The sequence below is a fragment of the Massilia sp. TWP1-3-3 genome, from assembly GCF_049897805.1.
Classification (GTDB): Bacteria; Pseudomonadota; Gammaproteobacteria; order Burkholderiales; family Burkholderiaceae_D; genus Telluria_A.
Window position 1 is genome coordinate 230178 of the sequence record NZ_JAFCWX010000005.1, and the last position, 17437, is coordinate 247614.

Annotated in this window: 16 protein-coding genes; 10 read left to right on the forward strand and 6 right to left on the reverse strand. The window is 63.2% G+C overall.

The genetic code is table 11. From position 1 onward, the window contains the following. The first annotated feature begins 50 nt into the window (after positions 1 to 50). The 7 genes from ACP7D4_RS07135 (at position 51) to ACP7D4_RS07165 (ending at position 5307) form a co-directional block, all read left to right on the forward strand. On the forward strand, positions 51 to 437 hold the full coding sequence (locus ACP7D4_RS07135; protein ID WP_426100374.1) for a DUF350 domain-containing protein: 387 nt from the start codon (positions 51 to 53) through the stop codon (positions 435 to 437). A gap of 52 nt (positions 438 to 489) precedes the next feature. Beyond that, positions 490 to 1518 carry an SPFH domain-containing protein gene (locus ACP7D4_RS07140; RefSeq protein ID WP_426100372.1) on the forward strand — a complete coding sequence of 343 codons (1029 nt, stop codon included), beginning with the start codon at positions 490 to 492 and terminating at the stop codon, positions 1516 to 1518. Positions 1519 to 1528: 10 nt separating this feature from the next. Continuing rightward, positions 1529 to 2989, forward strand: coding sequence for a DUF4178 domain-containing protein (locus ACP7D4_RS07145; protein ID WP_426208373.1), 1461 nt, complete (start codon positions 1529 to 1531; stop codon positions 2987 to 2989). Then, positions 2986 to 3159: a hypothetical protein gene (locus ACP7D4_RS07150; RefSeq protein WP_426208375.1), complete on the forward strand. Its 174-nt coding sequence runs from the start codon at positions 2986 to 2988 to the stop codon at positions 3157 to 3159. The genes ACP7D4_RS07145 and ACP7D4_RS07150 overlap by 4 nt, the downstream gene beginning before the upstream one ends. Further along, on the forward strand, positions 3156 to 3527 hold the full coding sequence (gene speD / locus ACP7D4_RS07155) for an adenosylmethionine decarboxylase (RefSeq protein WP_426208377.1): 372 nt from the start codon (positions 3156 to 3158) through the stop codon (positions 3525 to 3527). The genes ACP7D4_RS07150 and speD overlap by 4 nt, the downstream gene beginning before the upstream one ends. Positions 3528 to 3561: 34 nt before the next feature. After that, positions 3562 to 4806: a CaiB/BaiF CoA transferase family protein gene (locus tag ACP7D4_RS07160; protein ID WP_426100364.1), complete on the forward strand. Its 1245-nt coding sequence runs from the start codon at positions 3562 to 3564 to the stop codon at positions 4804 to 4806. Positions 4807 to 4872: 66 nt separating this feature from the next. Beyond that, positions 4873 to 5307 (forward strand): DoxX family protein, encoded by a 435-nt coding sequence (locus ACP7D4_RS07165; protein ID WP_426100362.1) that lies wholly within the window; start codon positions 4873 to 4875, stop codon positions 5305 to 5307. Here the strand turns inward: ACP7D4_RS07165 and ACP7D4_RS07170 are convergent. Next, positions 5304 to 8174 (reverse strand): ATP-binding protein, encoded by a 2871-nt coding sequence (locus ACP7D4_RS07170; RefSeq protein WP_426208379.1) that lies wholly within the window; start codon positions 8172 to 8174, stop codon positions 5304 to 5306. The two genes, ACP7D4_RS07165 and ACP7D4_RS07170, sit on opposite strands and share 4 nt — an antisense overlap. 65 nt (positions 8175 to 8239) lie before the next feature. Further along, positions 8240 to 9430: an MFS transporter gene (locus tag ACP7D4_RS07175; RefSeq protein WP_426100358.1), complete on the reverse strand. Its 1191-nt coding sequence runs from the start codon at positions 9428 to 9430 to the stop codon at positions 8240 to 8242. 101 nt (positions 9431 to 9531) lie between these two features. Between ACP7D4_RS07175 and ACP7D4_RS07180 the strand changes: the two genes are divergently transcribed. After that, positions 9532 to 10425, forward strand: coding sequence for a LysR substrate-binding domain-containing protein (locus ACP7D4_RS07180; RefSeq protein ID WP_426100356.1), 894 nt, complete (start codon positions 9532 to 9534; stop codon positions 10423 to 10425). Between the two features lie 168 nt (positions 10426 to 10593). Here ACP7D4_RS07180 and ACP7D4_RS07185 read toward each other — a convergent pair whose 3' ends face one another. From ACP7D4_RS07185 to ACP7D4_RS07200, 4 genes are read right to left on the reverse strand one after another with little or no spacing between them, the layout of a single operon-like run. Beyond that, the gene (locus ACP7D4_RS07185; protein ID WP_426208380.1) at positions 10594 to 11490 is read right to left on the reverse strand and encodes a hypothetical protein; all 897 of its coding nucleotides are present in this window, start codon (positions 11488 to 11490) and stop codon (positions 10594 to 10596) included. A gap of 2 nt (positions 11491 to 11492) precedes the next feature. Further along, positions 11493 to 12296: a hypothetical protein gene (locus tag ACP7D4_RS07190; RefSeq protein WP_426100352.1), complete on the reverse strand. Its 804-nt coding sequence runs from the start codon at positions 12294 to 12296 to the stop codon at positions 11493 to 11495. After that, on the reverse strand, positions 12297 to 12803 hold the full coding sequence (locus ACP7D4_RS07195; RefSeq protein WP_426100350.1) for a hypothetical protein: 507 nt from the start codon (positions 12801 to 12803) through the stop codon (positions 12297 to 12299). 58 nt (positions 12804 to 12861) lie between these two features. Further along, the gene (locus ACP7D4_RS07200; protein ID WP_426100348.1) at positions 12862 to 13152 is read right to left on the reverse strand and encodes a DnaJ domain-containing protein; all 291 of its coding nucleotides are present in this window, start codon (positions 13150 to 13152) and stop codon (positions 12862 to 12864) included. A gap of 181 nt (positions 13153 to 13333) precedes the next feature. Between ACP7D4_RS07200 and ACP7D4_RS07205 the strand changes: the two genes are divergently transcribed. Together ACP7D4_RS07205 and ACP7D4_RS07210 are read left to right on the forward strand one after the other, a co-directional pair. After that, positions 13334 to 15094 (forward strand): glutamine--tRNA ligase/YqeY domain fusion protein, encoded by a 1761-nt coding sequence (locus tag ACP7D4_RS07205; protein ID WP_426208382.1) that lies wholly within the window; start codon positions 13334 to 13336, stop codon positions 15092 to 15094. Between the two features lie 257 nt (positions 15095 to 15351). Then, the gene (locus ACP7D4_RS07210; RefSeq protein ID WP_426208383.1) at positions 15352 to 17190 is read left to right on the forward strand and encodes a CHASE domain-containing protein; all 1839 of its coding nucleotides are present in this window, start codon (positions 15352 to 15354) and stop codon (positions 17188 to 17190) included. The last annotated feature ends 247 nt before the right edge of the window (positions 17191 to 17437 follow it).

Sequence of the window (17437 nt, forward strand, 5' to 3'; positions counted from 1 at the left end):
TAAGATTCCGTGGTGCTATCATTTTGTCTATTCTACTTGGGGAGTGCCGCGTGCCCGCCATCCTAAACTATCTGCTCCACCTCGCAACGGCAGTCGCCATGGTGATGGTGTTTTTTGTCATCTACACGCGCTTAACGCCCTACGACGAAGTCATGCTGATCCGCGGCGGCAACCACGCGGCCGCCCTGTCGCTGGGCGGCACGCTGATCGGCTTTGCCTTGCCGATCTCGTCGGCCCTGCTGCATACGCCTGACTACTACAATTTTCTTGGCTGGGCCGGCGGCGCCATGCTGATCCAGGTGCTGGTGTTTCACGTCACCACGCGCCTGCTCAAGATGTCGAAAGACCAGATCGAGGCCGACAACGCGGCCTTCGGCGGCCTGCTCGGCGCCATCTCGGTGTCGATCGGCTTGATCAACGCCGGCTCCATTTCCTGACGCAGTTTTCACATCCCCCCCCAGTTATTCGCATCTCTTACAGGAGACTCTCATGTCACTTGGCTCATTCATCAAAAAGCAGTTTATCGACGTCTTGCAGTGGAACGAGGAGAGCGAGGGCGTACTCGCCTGGCGCTTTCCGATGCAGGACTTTGAAATCCAGAACGGCGCCATCCTCAACGTGCGCGAGTCGCAGGTCGCCGTGTTCGTCAACGAAGGCACGATCGCCGACGTGTTCGGCCCGGGCACCCACAAGTTGACCACGCAAACGCTGCCAGTGATGACCAACCTGCGCAACTGGGACAAGTTCTTCGATTCGCCGTTCAAGTCAGACGTGTATTACTTCAGCACGCGCGTGCAGACCGGGCGCAAGTGGGGCACGCCGCAGCCGATCACGATCCGCGACAAGGACTTCGACATGATCCGGGTGCGCGCCTTTGGCATGTTCTCGTACCGGGTAGCCGACGCGCGCAAGTTTTTCACCGAGATCAGCGGCACGCGCGAAGTCTACTCGCGCGACGACGTCGAAGAGCAGCTGCGCGGCATCCTGATGTCGAGCATGGCCTCGTCGCTGGGCGGGGCAAATGTCGCCTTCCTCGACATGGCGGCCAACCAGGCCTTGATGGCGCAGCAGGTCAAGGGCGACCTGGCCACCGCCTTTGCCCGCTACGGCATTGGTCTGGATGAATTCAACGTCGCCAGCGTCAGCCTGCCCGAAGAGCTGCAAGCCGCGCTTGACGAGCGCATTTCGGCCGGCATGAAAGGCGGCCTGTCGGCCGACAAGATGGGCGGCTTCACCAAGTTCCAGGTTGCCAGCAGCATTCCGCTGGCCGCGCAGAACGAAGGCGGGCTGGCCGGCATCGGCGCCGGGCTGGGCGCAGGCGCCATGCTTGGGCAAGCCATGGCGCAGGGCATGAGCGGCGCGGCGCAGCCGGCAGTTCCGTCGGCGCCGGCAGCGCCGGCAGAAGTGTCGATCGAAGACCGCCTCACCAAGCTCAAGGGCATGCTCGACAAGGGGCTGATCTCGGCTGCCGATTACGACAGCACCAAGGCGGAGCTGCTCAAGAAACTGATCGGCTGACCGGCGCCCCATGCAGACAGTTTCCTGCCCGAGCTGCGGCGCGCCCGTTCAATTCAAGTCGCACGCCGCCGTCATGGCGGTGTGCGAATTCTGCCGTGCGTCCATCCTCAAGGATGGCGATGCGGTCAAGGATGTGGGCAAGCTGTCGGCCGTGCTGGAAGACTACTCGCCGATCCAGATCGGCACCGCCGGCAGCTACGCGGGCCGCGGTTTTACCGTGGTCGGGCGCATCCAGCTGCGCTATGCCCAGGGCATGTGGAACGAATGGTACCTGCTGTACGACGACGCCAGCGTAGCCTGGCTGGGCGACGCCTCCGGCCAGTACACCATCACCATGGCGCGCCCAGCGAGCGGTCCCTTGCCCAGCTTCGACGAGATCGTGCCGGGTAATCTGTATCCGATCGGCAGCGAGCATTTCACCGCCGCCGACAAGCGCGAAGGCGAATGCATCGGCGGCCAGGGCGAGCTGCCGTTCCGGGTGGGCGACGGCTGGCGCATTCGCGCCGCCGATCTGCGCTGCGGCGCGGCGTTCATCACGCTCGACTACACGGACGGCGCGGTCCCGGTCGTCTACAACGGCAAGGCCGTCACGCTGCCTGAACTCACATGCCAGCTGCTGCGCAGCGATGAAGAAATCAAGGCCAGCGCCGGGCGCTATCGCGGCAAGCTCGATGCGCTTGACTGCCCATCGTGCGGCAGCGCGATCAGCTACCTGCCGGGCGTGACCACCAGTTTGGTGTGCCCGGCCTGTTCGGCGCAGCTCGACGCCGCCGGACCCGAAGCGCGCGTGCTGGCCGCCGGGGCCCAGGTCGAGGCCGTGATTTCATCGCTGGAACTGGGCGCCACGGCCAGCATCTTGGGCGAGCAGTACACCGTGATCGGGGCCATGGTGCGCGCCGACGACGAAGGCGCCACATGGACCGAGTACCTGCTGTACGGGACCAAGGGTGGCTTTTTCTGGCTGGTGGAAACCGACGAAGGCTGGTCGCGCGCGCAGGTGCTGGGCGACTGGCCGGCCTGGAATACACCGGCCGCAAGCAGCGCCACGCTCGGGCAGGATCGCTACGACAAACTGGTTGACTACGAAGCGACGGTGCGCTACGCCGCGGGCGCCTTTAACTGGCGCGTGACGGCCGGCGACAAGACGCGCGTGTATGAATTCAAGAAGAGCCAGGCTACGCTGTCGGCCGAACTGAGCGCCGAGGAGCTGACCTGGTCGCGCTCGACGCCGGTGGCCAACGACCAGGTGCTGGCGTGGTTCGGCAAGTCGGCCAAGGGCGTGTCCGCCGCGCCAAAGCAGCAGGCGGCATCGAATTACAGCACCCAGATGAAATTCGTCTGGTGGATCCTGGGCTTGAACGCGATTCCGCTGCTGGCCAATTTTGGCGGGACCTTCACCGTGCTGCTGCTTGCCTTGTTTGCCCTGTTTATCCCGGCCCCATTTTTCAAGAACGACGGTGACGATACATGAACAAAAAGTACTTTGTCTATTCAATCCTGGTCACCATCGTTACTACCTTGATCAACTGGAGCAGCATGAGCAACTCCTTTTCCTCGTCCAGCCGCGGCGGCAGCAGCTGGAGCTCGGGCAGCAGCGGTAGCAGCGGCGGCAGCTGGGGCGGCGGGGGCGGGCACAAATGACGCATCCGGCGCACCGGCCCGCCGGCACCCACCTGCTGGCCGATTTCTACGGCGTGGCCCCGGACCGCCTGACCGACTGCGCCCATATCGACGCCCTGCTGCGCGCGGGCGCCGATGCCGCCGGCGCGCGCATCCTGCACAGCCACTTCCACAGCTTTGGCGAAGCGATGGGCGTGACGGGCGTGCTGCTGCTGGCCGAATCGCACATTTCGATCCACACCTGGCCCGAATTCGGTTTCGCGGCCGCCGACATATTCATGTGCGGCTCGGCCCAGCCAAAGCTGGCGCTCGACGTGATGGAAGCGGCCTTCACACCGGCTTCAAGCATCGTCCAGACGATCGCCCGCGGCGGAGCACTCCCGCTATAATTGCTGCCTGTTCAACTACCCAGACACGCTCACCATGACACCAGCTTTGCAAGCCATGCCCAAGGCGCTCGGCCACATCCGCGTACTCGATTTGTCGCGCGTGCTGGCGGGCCCCTGGTGTTCCCAGAACCTGGCCGACCTGGGCGCCGACGTCATCAAGATCGAGCGGCCCGGCGTGGGCGACGACACGCGCGCCTGGGGCCCGCCGTACGCCAAAGACGCCGACGGCAACGACACCACGGAAGCGGCCTATTATCTCGCGGCCAATCGCGGCAAGCGCTCCGTCACGGTCGACATTGCGAGCGCTGAAGGCCAGGCGCTGATCCGCGAGCTGGCGCTGCATGCGGACGTGGTCCTGGAAAACTACAAGGTCGGGCAGCTCAAGCGCTATGGCCTGGATTACGACTCGCTCAGGGCCATCAAGCCGGACCTGGTCTATTGCTCCGTGACCGGCTTTGGGCAGGACGGCCCGTACGCGCACCGCGCCGGTTACGACTTTCTGATCCAGGGCATGGGCGGGCTGATGTCGGTGACCGGCGAACGCGATGATTTGCCCGGCGGCGGACCGCAAAAAGCGGGCGTGGCGCTGACCGACCTGATGACCGGCATGTACGCCACCGTGGCCGTGCTGGCCGCCCTCACCCATCGCGACCGCACCGGCGAAGGCCAGCAGATCGACATGGCGCTGCTCGACACCCAGGTTGCGATGCTGGCCAACATGGGCAGCAACTACCTTAACAGCGGCAAGGCGCCCAAGCGCTGGGGCAATGCGCACGCCAACATCGTGCCCTACCAGACCTTTGCCTGCGCCGACGGCCATCTTATTGTCGCCACCGGCAACGACGGCCAATACCAGAAGTTCGTCGAGGCAGGTGGCCGGGCCGACCTGGGCGCGGACGCGCGCTTTGCCACCAACCCGCTGCGCGTGCAGCACCGCGACGTGCTGGTGCCGCTGCTGGCCCAGATGGTCAAGACGCGCACGCGCGCGCAGTGGATCGCGGACCTGGAAGTGGTGGGCGTGCCGTGCGGCCCGATCAACGACATCGGCGAAGTGTTCGACAACCCGCAAGTCAAGGCGCGCGGCGTGGCCTTCGAGATGGACCATCCGGCGGCCGGCAAGGTTAAGCTGGTGCGCAGTCCCATGCGCATGTCGGCCACGCCGGCCGAGGCGACGCTGCCGCCGCCGATGCTGGGTCAGCACACCGATGAAGTGCTGCGCGAGGTCCTGGGACGCAGCGTGGAACAGATTGCCGCGCTGCGCGCCAACGGCGTGCTGTAAGCAGACCCGACTGCAATGAAGATCGTGCTGCAATGAAGATCGTGCTCCCATGAAGATCAAGCTGCCATGAAGATCGCGCTGCAAAGCCTGCAACAGGCATGGACCACGCGTGCAGTTTCCAGCGGCCAGTTGGCAGGCCTGACCTTTGTATTCCTGTGGTTTTTTATCGGGGGCATCATGCATTTTGTGGCGAGCGCTACCGAGGCGCGCATCGTCCCGCCTTATATTCCCTGGCCGCAGGCGGCGGTCTTGATCAGCGGCGTCTTCGAGTTGCTGGGCGCGGCCGGCATTGTGCTGCGCCGCACGCGCAGATCGGCAGGCGTTGGCCTTTTCCTGCTGACCCTGGCCGTCACGCCAGCGCACATCTACATGTTGCAGCGGCCAGAGCTGTTCAACGTCCCACTCTGGGCGCTGTGGCTGCGCTTGCCAATACAGGTCGTGCTGCTGGCGCTCATCGTGTGGAGCACCTGGCGTGATCGGCGCCCGACGCTGGCCGCCTAGTGGGTCCGGGCCCGCAGATGGGCGATGTGCATCAGCGTGGTATTGAGCGCGGCCAGATCCACCGGTTTGGCGAACAGATCGTCGAAACCAGCAGCGAGCGCCTCCTGCCGATCACGTTCTTGCGCGTAGCCAGTGACAGCGATCAGCACAGTTCCCGCCGTCGTCAAAGCGCTTCGGAGCGCGCGCGCCAGGTCAAATCCATTCATTTCGGGCAAACCGATGTCGAGCAGGCAGACGTCCGGCCTGAACGAGGGAAAGCGCGCGATCGCATCGGTGGCGCTGAGGACCGTACATACTTCATGGCCGAACGATTGCAAAAACAAGGCCAGGGTCGTGGCGGCGTCTTCGTTATCGTCAACGATGGCGATGCGTAGCGCCGGCATAGGCCGCGCTTCATCGTAGCGTGCAGTATCCAAAGCCGGCATCGCCAGATTCGACCTTGGCAGTTTTACTTCCAGCACGCTGCCTTTGTCGGCGCCATCGCTGCGCGCGCTCACTGTGCCGTTGTGCAGATGGACAAGGCTTTTTACGAGTGCCAGACCGATGCCCAGCCCGCCCTGGCTGCGATCGAGACCGCGCGTACCTTGCGAAAAAAGTTCGAAGGCGCTGCCAATCAGTTCGGCCGTCATCCCGATGCCGTCGTCGCGCACCGTGATCGTCAGCGTGTCGGCCCCGCACTCGAGCGCAATGTCGATGTTGCCACCATTGGGTGTGTACTTGGCAGCATTGCTGAGCAAGTTGGTCATGACCTGGACCAGCCGCTTGCGGTCTCCCACCAGGATCGACGGGTCTGGCGACAGGTGGACGCCGAGTCGATGATGATGCTTTTCAATCAGCGGCCTGACCTGCTCGATGGCGTCGGCAATGACATCTTTGGCGTCGAGCTGGGCGTGCTCCAGTTCGACTTTTCCGCGCGTGACGCGTGAGACGTCGAGCAAATCGTCGATCAGGCTGGTCATGTGCTTCGCCTGGCGCGCAATGATCGTACTGGCGCGGCGGACGGTAATCGCATCAATATTACGGGCAGCCAGGATTGCGGCGGCCGACGTGATCGGCGCCAGGGGATTGCGCAATTCATGGGCGAGCATGGCGAGAAACTCATCTTTTTTCTGGTCCGCTTGGCGCAGCGCTTCCTCGGCCCGGATGCGATCGGTGACATCCATCTGGGCCACGATGGCGCCCACAATCTCGCCATCGTCGCCGCGGATAGGCGCACCGGAATTGAGCACCACCCGGCGCTGCCCCGGCTGGTCGAAAGGCTCAATTTCAATAATCTGGCGCGGCGCGGCCTCGCCGGCGAGCGCGCGCGTCATCGCCCAGTCGCTCGGCTGCAGCGCTTGGCCGTGCCGATGCGAACCATCGGCCCACCAGCCTTTCCATTCCACGTAAGCATCGATGTCGGCCGACATGGGATGATTGCCCCACAAGCGGCGGTTTTCCGCATTGACCTGCACCAGCGAGCCTGCGGCGTTGGCGACAATGATTCCGACCGGCACGGCCTCGAGCAGCGCATCGAGGCGGCGGCGCTCGTTTTCGGCACTGCGCGCCACTATCAGGGCCAGCCGCTGGCTCTCGCGTAACGTTTCTTCAGCGTGCTTGCGGCTCGTGATTTCAAACACGATGCCGCTCATCCGTGTGGGAGTGGCATCGCGCCCGTAAACGCTGCCGTGAGCAGCGATCCAGTGGCTTGTCTGATCGGGCCAGGTGACGCGGCACTCGAAATTCCAATCCTTCAGTTCGCGCAGGGCGTTGGCGAACTGTTCCGACACAAACGTGCGGTCGTCCGGGTGCACATGCTCAATGAACGTGGCGAAACCCCAGTGCGCAATCGGCGCAGTGTAGCCGAAGCACTGGTCATGGCGCAGCGATCGGTACGCCGTGTCATCGGCCAGATTCAAGTCCCAGTCGCCGATCTGGGCCGCTTGCAGCGAAAATTCCAGCCTGTCAGCCGTTTCGCGTAGCGCGATCTCGGCCATTTTTCTGGCTGTGACGTCGCGGTAAAACACGGCAAGGCCATCGTTGGCGGGAAACGCGCGCACTTCGACCCAGAAGTTGCGCCCGTCGGGATATACATAATGATTTTCAAAGGCGACTTTTTGCCGCTCACGCATGGCCTTTTTGTAATGCTGCGCCAACGGCAGGTCTTCCGACCCGGGCCATATGTCCCAGTGCGAGCGTCCCAGTATCTGGTCGGCAGTGCGCGTTTCGAAACGCAAACCGCCCGGATTGATCTGGCGCACCCGGAACGCTTGGTCGAGAAAAATGAAGCCTTCGTCCATTCCCTCCAACAATTGCTGACTTTGATCACGCTCAAGCTTTAACTCGTCCAGAATGATTTGCTGCCGAGCCAACAGCTGCTGTTGCTCGGCCAGCGCCTTCTTCAGTTCCATCCTGGCCATGATCTGCTCGGCGAACGTCTCAAGAATAAAGCATTCGCGCGCGCTCAATCCGGACGGCCTTGGATTGACGTCGAGTACGCACAAGGTACCCAGGGGCACCCCCGCTGCCGTCTTGAGCACAGCGCCGGCATAAAAGCGCAGGCCCGGCGCCCCGGTGACGAGTACGTTGCCGCACATGCGTGCGTCTTGCGCCAGGTCTGGAATGATCATCCGATCTTCTTGTAGCAGGGCAAACCTGCAGATCGAGTTTTCAAGCGGCATTTCGCGGGTATGCAGTCCCACTTCGGCCTTGAACCATTGGCGCCCTTCGGCGATCAAATTGACTGCGGCAATCGGGGCGTTGAGCAATTCACTGAGCAAGTTGACGATATCATCAAACGCTTTCTCTGCCGGCGTGTCGAGTATGCTATATCCGTCCAGCACCGCGAGGCGCTTTGCCTCGTCAATTGTGTATGTGCTAGAGGTCATTTCTTTTCGCCGTCAAAAGATTGAATAATAGCAAAGTTATCAATGACCGAGCGTTCACCTCCCCTCTATACACACACCGGGGCAATACCCAACGGCACCAGCGAGCGCAGGCGCAGTCCGATTGCCAGCGCGCCGGACAAGGCCAGCGCCAGCAGGGCGACCACGCCGTTCCATCCGTGCGCGCTCCACATGGCGCCGGACAGCGAACCGATGAGGGCGGCGCCCACGTAATAGAAAAACAGGTACAGCGCCGACGCCATGGCCCGCGCGCCGCGCGCGCGCCGCGCCACCCAGCTGCTGGCCACCGAGTGGACCGCAAAAAAACTGGCCGTCAACAGTGCCATGCCGATCACGATGATGCTCAAGGTGTTTGACAACGTGAGCAGCAACCCTGCCAGCATGGCCGCCGTCACCGCCCACAGCACATTGCGCCTGCCGATGCGGTCGGCCAGGCGGCCCGCCCAGACCGCGCTGAACATGCCGGAGAGGTACAGCAGCGAACACATGCCCACGACCGTCTGCCCCAGCGAGAAGGGTGCGCCGAGCAGGCGAAAGCTGACATAGTTGTACAGGCTGACAAACACGCCCATCACCAAAAAGGCGAGCAGGTACAGTGCGCGCAGGCCGCCGTCCTGCAGGTGAGTGGCGGCGCCGCGCGCAACGGCGCGCACACCCGGCCGGGCGGCGACGAAGCGGCACTGGTCCGGCAGGCTGCGCCGGAACTCCCAGGCAGCGTACAGCCCCATCACACCCATCAACCCCAGCGCCCAGCGCCACGAAGCCAGGTCGGTAACGATGGCGGCCAGGACGCGGCCCACGGTACCGCCAAGGGCCGTGCCGGCGATATACATGCCCATCGCATGCCCCAGTTTGGCGGGCGCGATTTCGTCGTTCAGGTAGGCCATGGCCACGGCCGGCACGCCGCCAAGGGCAATGCCCAGCAAGGCCCGCAACGCCAGCAGCTGGACAAAGCTGTGCGCCCAAGCGCACAACAGCGCCAGCACGGCGGCAGCGGCCAGGGCGCACGTCATCAAGCGCTTGCGCCCGATCCGGTCCGACAGCGCGCCGCTGGCCAGCAGTGACAGCGCCATCGCGATGGTGGTGACCGACAGCGGCCAGCTGCTCTGCGCGGGCGTCACGGTGAACTGGCGCGCCATTTCAGGCATCAGCGGCTGCACGCAATAGAGCAGCGCAAAGGCGGAAAAACCGCAGCACAGCATGGCGTAGTTGATGCGATTGAAGGCGGGACTGGACATGGTCGATCCTGGTGGGCTGCTTGAAAGACCATCTTAGGATTGCGCATTCATACTGTCCAATATATATTTAAGCCACTTTTCATACATTTAAAAGATAAACAATGGAACTGCGTCACCTGCGGTACTTCATCGCGGTCGCCGAAGAGCTGCATTTCACGCGTGCGGCCAAGCGCCTGCACATCGGCCAGCCGCCCCTTAGCCATGCGATCCAGATGCTCGAGGCCGACGTGGGCGCGCTGCTGTTCGAGCGCACCAAGCGCTCGGTGCGCATGACCGAGGCGGGCAGGCTGTTTCTGGATGACGCGCGCCGCATCCTGGAGCTGTCCGAGCAGGCAGCGCAGACGGCGCGCCGCGCCCAGCGTGGCGAAGCGGGCGAACTGCGCATCGGGTTCACGTTTTCGACCCCGCTCACGCCCCTGTTCGCCACCGTGATCAACCGCTACCGCCAGCAGTTCCCGGCCGTGAGCCTGACGCTGCACGAGATGGCCACCCAGGGCCAGCTTGAGGCGCTGCGCCAGCGCCGGCTCGACCTCTCCTTCGTGCGTCCGCCCGAGGATGCCGACGCTGAAGGCATTGCGCTGTCGGCCCTGCGCGACGACCGGCTGGTGGTGGTGCTGCCCAGGGCCATGGCGCTGGCCCGTCAAAAGTCGATTCACATGGCGCAGCTGAAGGAACAAAGCTTTGTGATGTATCCAGCCAACGCGGGCACCGGCATCTATCCGCAGATTTTCAGGCTGTGCCGCGAGGCCGGCTTCGTGCCGCGCATCGGGCAGGTGGCGGGCGAAGCGTCGACCATCATCGGGCTGGTAGCGGCGGGCTGCGGGGTATCGGTGCTGCCGGCGTCTTTCGACCGGATCCGGATGGACGGCGTGTGCTACCGCCAGATTGCCGACGAGGGCGCCAGCACGCAGCTGTTGCTGGCGCGACGCGACGATGAGCGCTCGCCGCTGGTGGACGCGTTCGTGGCGCTGGCACAGGCTGCGGCGGCGCAGTAAGCAGCACATCGTTGCTGCAGTAAGGAGCGTAGGCCGGGCAAGCGCCAGGCCTTGGCGGGCCCCTTCCGGCATCCTTCGCGTTGACGCATGCCGGATTACGCGACGCTTATCCGACCTACCGCGCTCGCCCCTTTGCGCGCGAGCGGCGTGCGCGAGGCCGATGCCGGGTCAGCCGTAATCGGCTTCGAGTTCCGAGCCCGCGTAGTTCTCGAATTCGGCGAACAGCGTCTTCATCGCCGTGCGTGTGCGTACCTTCTGGATCACGGTGCAATGGGTGCGGTAGTTTTCGATCCGCTCAGCGAGCACTGCCTGGTGCTGCGCCGGCACCTGCACCATCAGGGCCGCCCAGCCCTCGTCGAAATCGGGCTTGTTCTTGCGCACCGACTTGACCATGCGCTCGAACTCCTTCTGGCTCGAACGCGCCATGATGCGCCCGCCGCCTTCGATCGCCGATATGATGGCCACGGCGATCACGCCCTCGGCATTCAAATCCGGATCGTTGATCGGCCCGGCCCAGTGATGGCGGCGCAGCCAGCCGGCCGCGCGCACGATCGCCTGCACGCTCTTGCGCTGCCCATGCAGCAACTCATATTTTTCGTAGCCCGACCAGTTCTGGCTCGGGTCGGCGCTGCACACGTCGACGAACAGTTCCTTCAGGCGCCGCTGCAGGTAGACCGGGTCCTGGTCGTACTCGCCGACCAACGCGTCCTCGGGCAAGGCCGACAGCTCGCGCACCAGGCGAAAGCCGGCCTGGAACGCATGCTCGGCGCCGTGCTCGATCAGGAACGCGAGCGCGGCCTCATCGCCTTCGTGCGCCAGCTCGTGATCAAGACCGAGCGAGACGCAGCCCACGGTCAGAAAAAAAGCGCGCTGTATGCCTTCTGCCGTTTTATCGTTGGTGAACTTTTCGGCCACCATTGCGGTGATGCCGGCCAGTTCGTCGGCCAGGATCACGCGATCGTCCTCGACGTCGTGCCCGGCCAGGCAGCGAATCGCCCGCACCAGGCGCGGCAGATTTTCGGCGACCAGCGCGGGCAGTGCCGACTGTGGTGTTTGCGCATCCATCATCACGAAAAGATACCCGTTCCGATGCTCTTGCGCGCGCCGCGCTTGGGCACATTGCTGCGCGAGGACGGCACCTGCTTGCGCAAGCGGTACAGCAGTTCCTTGGTCGAGCGCTGCAGGAATGCCGGCTCTTCGTCCGGGTCGTCCGAAAATTCGGCGTCGGCCAGGTCGCCGCTGTGGCGAAAGTCGGGGAACAGCTCGAACAGCGCGCGGTCCCAGCCGTCTTCGCTGGCCTTGGCCAGTTCGATTGCCAGCGGCACGATGTCGCTGTCGGACGAAGTCTGGCCAGTGATGTAGGGGCCCTTGGCCAGGATTTCGCCGGCCACCTCGAGGATCTCTTTCGGGGCCATCGAGAACAGGATCGCGAACACGGTCGCGCCATGGTCGGACGCGGACGCCTCGGCCAGCAGCTCGTGGCGCCGCTCCGGTTCATCGGTTGAAAACACGATCCCATGCACGTGCGAGAACAGCGTTTCGGCCACGCGCTCCGGGTCGTCCTCGATCATGTCGTCCGACCAGGTGGCGGCGAAAAAGGCCAGGCTGTCGGCCCAGGCCCTGGGCGGCACCAGCAGCGTGGCGAGCGAGGTCTTGCCGCCGTCAAAGCCGGACAGGTGCAGCGCGGTGACCTGCGGGGCGAGCGAGGCGATCACTTCGGCCACGACCAGGTCGCCGTGCTGCTCGACGGCGTCGGAAAACGCTTGTTCAGCATGGTGCAGGGAACCGGCCAATACCAGTTCGCTCACCTGCTTGCGCAAGGCGGGCAGATTGGCGCTGTTGTCAACAGCTTCGCTCACAGGGTCGCTCATTTAGTCCTCCTGGTCGAACATCTGCGCGAAGTCGTCGGAGACGCTGCCGTCGCCGCCGTCGTTGTCGCGGTCGTCGTCGCCGTCATCGTTATCCGACAGCTGGTCGAGCGACTGGTCGTCGTCGTCCCACAGGCGGGGATTCTTGAACAGGAAAGCGGTGATGATCGCCTGGCGCGCGAGATCGGGATGGCTTTCCTGGATCGCCGCGTACATCGCCTCGGCCTCGCCTTCGCAGGCGGCCATGGCAAACACCTTGGACGGCTCGCCGCCGTCGTATTCGACCGCTTCCTTGAGCAAGCCCTTGGAATCGCTGAAAGTGATGTGATCGACCAGCGCAAAGCTCATCATGTTGACGTCTTCAATGCCGCCCCCGCCTGCGTACTCGCCCACCAGCGCGGCGAGCATCATGGCGTAGTTCTTGCGGTTTGGCGGGTCGCCCAAAATGCCGTCGATCTGGCCGCCAAGCTCGCGCGACTGGTAGGCGAATTCGGGATGTACTTTTCTCATATTATTGGTCCTGTTGGTAGTGCATGGTACGCATTCGGCGCCGCTGACGCCGGCAAAGTCACGCCGGCAAGGTCACGCCGTTCAGATGAAACAGCGAGCGCCACAGCTCGAAGGCTTCGGCCTCGGCATCGAGAATAATGCGGTGGTTGACGCTCTGGTTGTATTCATCGCGCCGGGCGCGGTCGGACAGGATTTCGTAGGCCTTGGTGATGCTCTTGAAGCGCACCTCGGCGCCCGGCGCGTCGTTGCGGTCGGGATGGTAGCGCATCGCCAGCGACCGGTAGACCTTCTTGATCTCGTCATCGCTTGCATTGGGCGCCACGCCGAGGACATTGTATAAATTTTCCACGTAGAAACTCCCTGTGACTACTGCTAAAGCAGGATTATCCTATAGAAAGCGACTTGCCGGGCAGGTGCTTCACCAGCCGCGCGCTCCCCGGGGGAGATGTGGGGTGCTGGCAGATTCGCAAAGTGGGGGACGCCCGGGTACGGTAAAATGCTGCGACCTGAACATTTCGAAGCAATCTCCCATGAGCAACGACAAAAATAAAGCTGCAGCGGCGACGGCAAGTGCGCCGACCTCGAATTTCTTGCGCGCCATCGTCGAGCACGATCTAGCGGACGGCACCCATGCCCGCGCCGGTTTGCCAAGCGTCATTACGCGCTTTCCGCCCGAGCCCAACGGCTACCTGCACATCGGCCACGCCAAGTCGATCTGCGTAAATTTCGGCCTCGCGCGCGATTTCAACGGCCGCTGCCACCTGCGCTTTGACGATACCAATCCCGAAAAGGAAGACACCGAGTACGTCGACACCATCATCGAAAGCGTCAAGTGGCTCGGCTTCAGCTATGAACACGGCGGCCAGGAACACTTGCATTACGCCAGCGATTATTTTGAGCAACTGTACCTGATGGCCGAATACCTGATTTCTTCGGGTCACGCCTATGTCGACAGCCAGAGCGCCGACGACATGGCCAAAAACCGCGGCAACTTCGGCACGCCCGGCACCAACTCGCCGTTTCGCAACCGCCCGGCCGACGAATCGCTGGCCCTGTTTCGCGACATGAAGGCCGGCAAGTACAAGGATGGCGAACACATCGTGCGCGCCAAGGTCAGCGAAGATGCTATGGCCGCGCCCAACATGAACCTGCGCGACCCGGCCATTTACCGCATCCGCCATGCGCACCACCACCGCACGGGCGACACCTGGTGCATCTACCCGATGTACGACTTTACCCACCCGATTTCCGATGCGCTCGAGCACATCACCCATTCGGTGTGCACGCTCGAATTTGCCGACCATCGCCCGTTTTACGACTGGCTGCTGGCCACCTTGGCCGAAGGCGGCTTTTTCGCCCAGCCGGTGCCGCGCCAGTATGAGTTTTCGCGCCTGAACCTGACCTATGTCGTGATGAGCAAGCGCAAGCTGCGCCAGCTGGTCGAGGAAGGCATCGTTGCCGGCTGGGACGACCCGCGCATGCCCACCCTGGTCGGCCTGCGCCGGCGCGGCTACACGCCCGAATCGATCCAGCTGTTTTGCGAGCGCATTGGCGTATCGAAGGCGGACGGCTGGATCGACATGAGCACGCTCGAAGGCAGCCTGCGCGACGACCTCGATCCGAAGGCGCCGCGCGCCACCGCCGTGCTGCGTCCGCTCAAGCTGATCATCGACAATTTCCCCGAAGGCAAGTCGGTCGCGTGTACGTCGCCCGTGCACCCGCACTTTCCCGAGCGCGGCCTGCGCACCTTTCCGATCACGCGTGAATTGTGGATCGAGCAGGATGACTTCATGCAAGTGCCGTCCAAGGGCTATTTCCGCTTCTTTCCGCCGATTGGCGAGGCGCCGGGCAGCCGGGTGCGCCTGCGCCACGGTTACGTCGTCGAGTGCACCGGTGTCGACCTGGCCGCCGACGGCAGTGTCGCGGCGGTGCACGTCAATTATTTTGAAGACAGCAAGTCGGGCACCGAAGGCTCGAACAGCTACAAGGTCAAGGGCAACATCCACTGGGTCAGCGCTGCCACCGCGCTGGAAGCCGAGGTGCGCCTGTACGACCGTTTGTTTACGGAAGCGAACCCGGACGCCGGCGGCAAGGACTTCAAGACGCTGCTCAATCCCAACGCGCTGGAAGTGGTCAGCGCCTGGCTCGAGCCGGGCATGAGCGCCGCCCTGCCCGGCGAGCGTTTCCAGTTCGAGCGCCACGGCTACTTCGTGGCCGACATGGTCGACTCGGCACCGGGCAAGCCCGTGTTCAACCGGGTCACCACGCTGAAAGACAGCTGGGCAAAATAAGAATATTCCTAGGCGAAACGGACGTAAGAATACTCCTGCTCGCCCGTCGAAAATCCTGCTGCCCCGTCGCCTTAGTGCGACATTTCGCCCTCACAATCGCGCCGCGGCGCACGCTGCGGCGCAGCGCATTGATCCGAATCAATCCATTTTTTCAAAAACCTATTAAAACCGATAGGTACGCCATGGCATGACTATCGGTTAACTTAGATCAAACCATGCATCGCCGTTTGCGGCTATCGGAAGGATTGCAACAAACAATGCGAACCCTACAGACATCTGCCAAAGCACTGTCGAGCAAGCGCCCTGCGCTGTGGATCGGCCTGCCGCTGTCGATCGGGGTGGGACTGGCGATGTATGTACTGACCGCCAGTTCAATCGAGGCAGATTCGCGCATGCGCTTTTCGGCGCATGCGCAAAACGCCCGCAACATCATCGTGGCGCGCATCAAATCCTATACCGACGTGTTGCGCGGCACGGCAAGCATCTTCCAGACCAGCTATCCCTTGTCGCGCCGCCAGTTTCGCGGTTACGTCAGCGGCCTGGATTTGCCCCACAACTTTCCCGCCGTCGAGGTGATCAGTTTCGCCGAGTCCGTCAAGGACGAGAATCGCGCGGTCTTCGAAAAACGGCTGAACGCTGAGTTGGCGCTGGAACAGGAAGGCAACACGCAGTTCGAGATCCATCCGCCGGGCAGGCGCCCCGAATACAGCGTGATTACCGTCTTCGAACCTGTCAAGCCGGGCATCAAGGTGCTGGGCTTCGATTTGCTGGCCAACCCCCTGCAGGCGGAAAACCAGACCCGCTTGCGCGAAGGCGGCCACTTGATCGCCTCGGGAATGCCGATTCCCATTCCGTCCGGACCGCAACGCACCGTCCTGGCGATGCGCTTGCCGATCTACATGCCTAACGCGCCGACCGACACCGTGCACGCGCGGCGCGTGGCCTTCGTGGGCGCCGTTGGCATCGCTTTTTCGGTCGATACGCTGGTCTCGGGCGTCATCGATGAAATGCCGGTCAGGCATGTGCGCATGACGCTGGTGGACAACGACCCTGGCCTCGATAAAAAGCGCGGGCGCGTGTTGCTCGATACGCTGCGCGGCACGAGCACCTCGCATGGATTTTTTTCCGACCGCTTCAGCAATACCTTGCCGATCAACTTTCACGGGCGCCGGTGGGATGCCACGTTCAGCGTTGATGCGCGCGATTTGCACACGGGGTTCGAGGAATTCCTGCCGTGGCTGGCGATGCTGGCCGGCTTTGTCAGCTCGATGCTGCTGTACGCGCTGTTTCATGCACTGACCTCGTCGCGCCGGCGCGCCATCAAGATGGCCAAGGGCATGACGCGCGAACTGCGCGAAAGCCAGACCAAGCTGGAACAGTCGCACCACAACCTGCGCCGGCTGGCGGCCCATGCCGACCAAATCAAGGAAGGCGAGCGCAAACGCATCGCCCGCGAAATTCACGATGACCTGGGACAGAACCTGCTGGCGCTGCGCATCGAGGCCGACATGCTGGCCACGCGCACGCGCGACCGCCACCCGCGCCTGCATGCGCGCGCCCGCTCGACCCTGTCGCAGATTGACACGACCATCAAGAGCGTGCGCCAGATCATCAACGACCTGCGCCCGAATGTGCTCGACCTTGGTCTGTCGGCCGCCGTCGAGTGGCAGATCGCCGAGTTCCGACGCCGCACGGGCATCGCGTGCGAACTGGTTGCCGAACCGAAGGAAATCACGCTGGGCGACCATGCCGCCACCGCGTTTTTCCGCATCTTGCAAGAATCGCTGAGCAATATCGTGCGCCACGCGCACGCCACCAGCGTGCGGGTCGAACTGACCTCGACAGGTCAGGAACTGACCATGACGGTGATCGACAACGGCATCGGGCTGGGCGAGCGCGAGCGCGGCAAGGCAGGCTCGTTCGGCCTGGTGGGCATCGAAGAGCGCATCAGCATCCTGGGCGGGGCATTTTTGATCAGCAGCACCGACGGCGAAGGCACCACAGTGTGCGTCTCGGTGCCGCTTCATGGTGACGGCGCGCCTGATGCAACGCACAGCGGCGCCGACGCCGCCGGGCAGCAAGCGGAACTTGTCTGACACGCTGCAGCCCTGTCCTAAACAGACGCAGCGCGATGGGTCGGGAAACGTGTCAGCGGCTGCTTGAAGGGCTCGGATTTAACCCAAATAATTGTTGACGAAACTCAAGTTAGCAACGGCGCACCGGAGCAACATCTTCATCAAGTAACGAAAATCAATGTAAATAGGAAAGTGATTTTCGACTGGGACAAGAAAGGAGGATCGACGGGAACGCCGCTTCATCGGTAAAACTAGGGATGTCATCAAA

Bases quoted from the DNA above. Each gene is read 5' to 3' on its own strand.
- ACP7D4_RS07140 (WP_426100372.1), top strand. From the start codon at position 490: ATGTCACTTGGCTCATTCATCAAAAAGCAGTTTATCGACGTCTTGCAG.
- ACP7D4_RS07145 (WP_426208373.1), top strand. From the start codon at position 1,529: ATGCAGACAGTTTCCTGCCCGAGCTGCGGCGCGCCCGTTCAATTCAAG.
- ACP7D4_RS07150 (WP_426208375.1), top strand. From the start codon at position 2,986: ATGAACAAAAAGTACTTTGTCTATTCAATCCTGGTCACCATCGTTACT.
- speD (WP_426208377.1), top strand. From the start codon at position 3,156: ATGACGCATCCGGCGCACCGGCCCGCCGGCACCCACCTGCTGGCCGAT.
- ACP7D4_RS07160 (WP_426100364.1), top strand. From the start codon at position 3,562: ATGACACCAGCTTTGCAAGCCATGCCCAAGGCGCTCGGCCACATCCGC.
- ACP7D4_RS07165 (WP_426100362.1), top strand. From the start codon at position 4,873: ATGAAGATCGCGCTGCAAAGCCTGCAACAGGCATGGACCACGCGTGCA.
- ACP7D4_RS07170 (WP_426208379.1), bottom strand. From the start codon at position 8,174: ATGACCTCTAGCACATACACAATTGACGAGGCAAAGCGCCTCGCGGTG.
- ACP7D4_RS07175 (WP_426100358.1), bottom strand. From the start codon at position 9,430: ATGTCCAGTCCCGCCTTCAATCGCATCAACTACGCCATGCTGTGCTGC.
- ACP7D4_RS07180 (WP_426100356.1), top strand. From the start codon at position 9,532: ATGGAACTGCGTCACCTGCGGTACTTCATCGCGGTCGCCGAAGAGCTG.
- ACP7D4_RS07185 (WP_426208380.1), bottom strand. From the start codon at position 11,490: ATGGATGCGCAAACACCACAGTCGGCACTGCCCGCGCTGGTCGCCGAA.
- ACP7D4_RS07190 (WP_426100352.1), bottom strand. From the start codon at position 12,296: ATGAGCGACCCTGTGAGCGAAGCTGTTGACAACAGCGCCAATCTGCCC.
- ACP7D4_RS07195 (WP_426100350.1), bottom strand. From the start codon at position 12,803: ATGAGAAAAGTACATCCCGAATTCGCCTACCAGTCGCGCGAGCTTGGC.
- ACP7D4_RS07205 (WP_426208382.1), top strand. From the start codon at position 13,334: ATGAGCAACGACAAAAATAAAGCTGCAGCGGCGACGGCAAGTGCGCCG.
- ACP7D4_RS07210 (WP_426208383.1), top strand. From the start codon at position 15,352: ATGCGAACCCTACAGACATCTGCCAAAGCACTGTCGAGCAAGCGCCCT.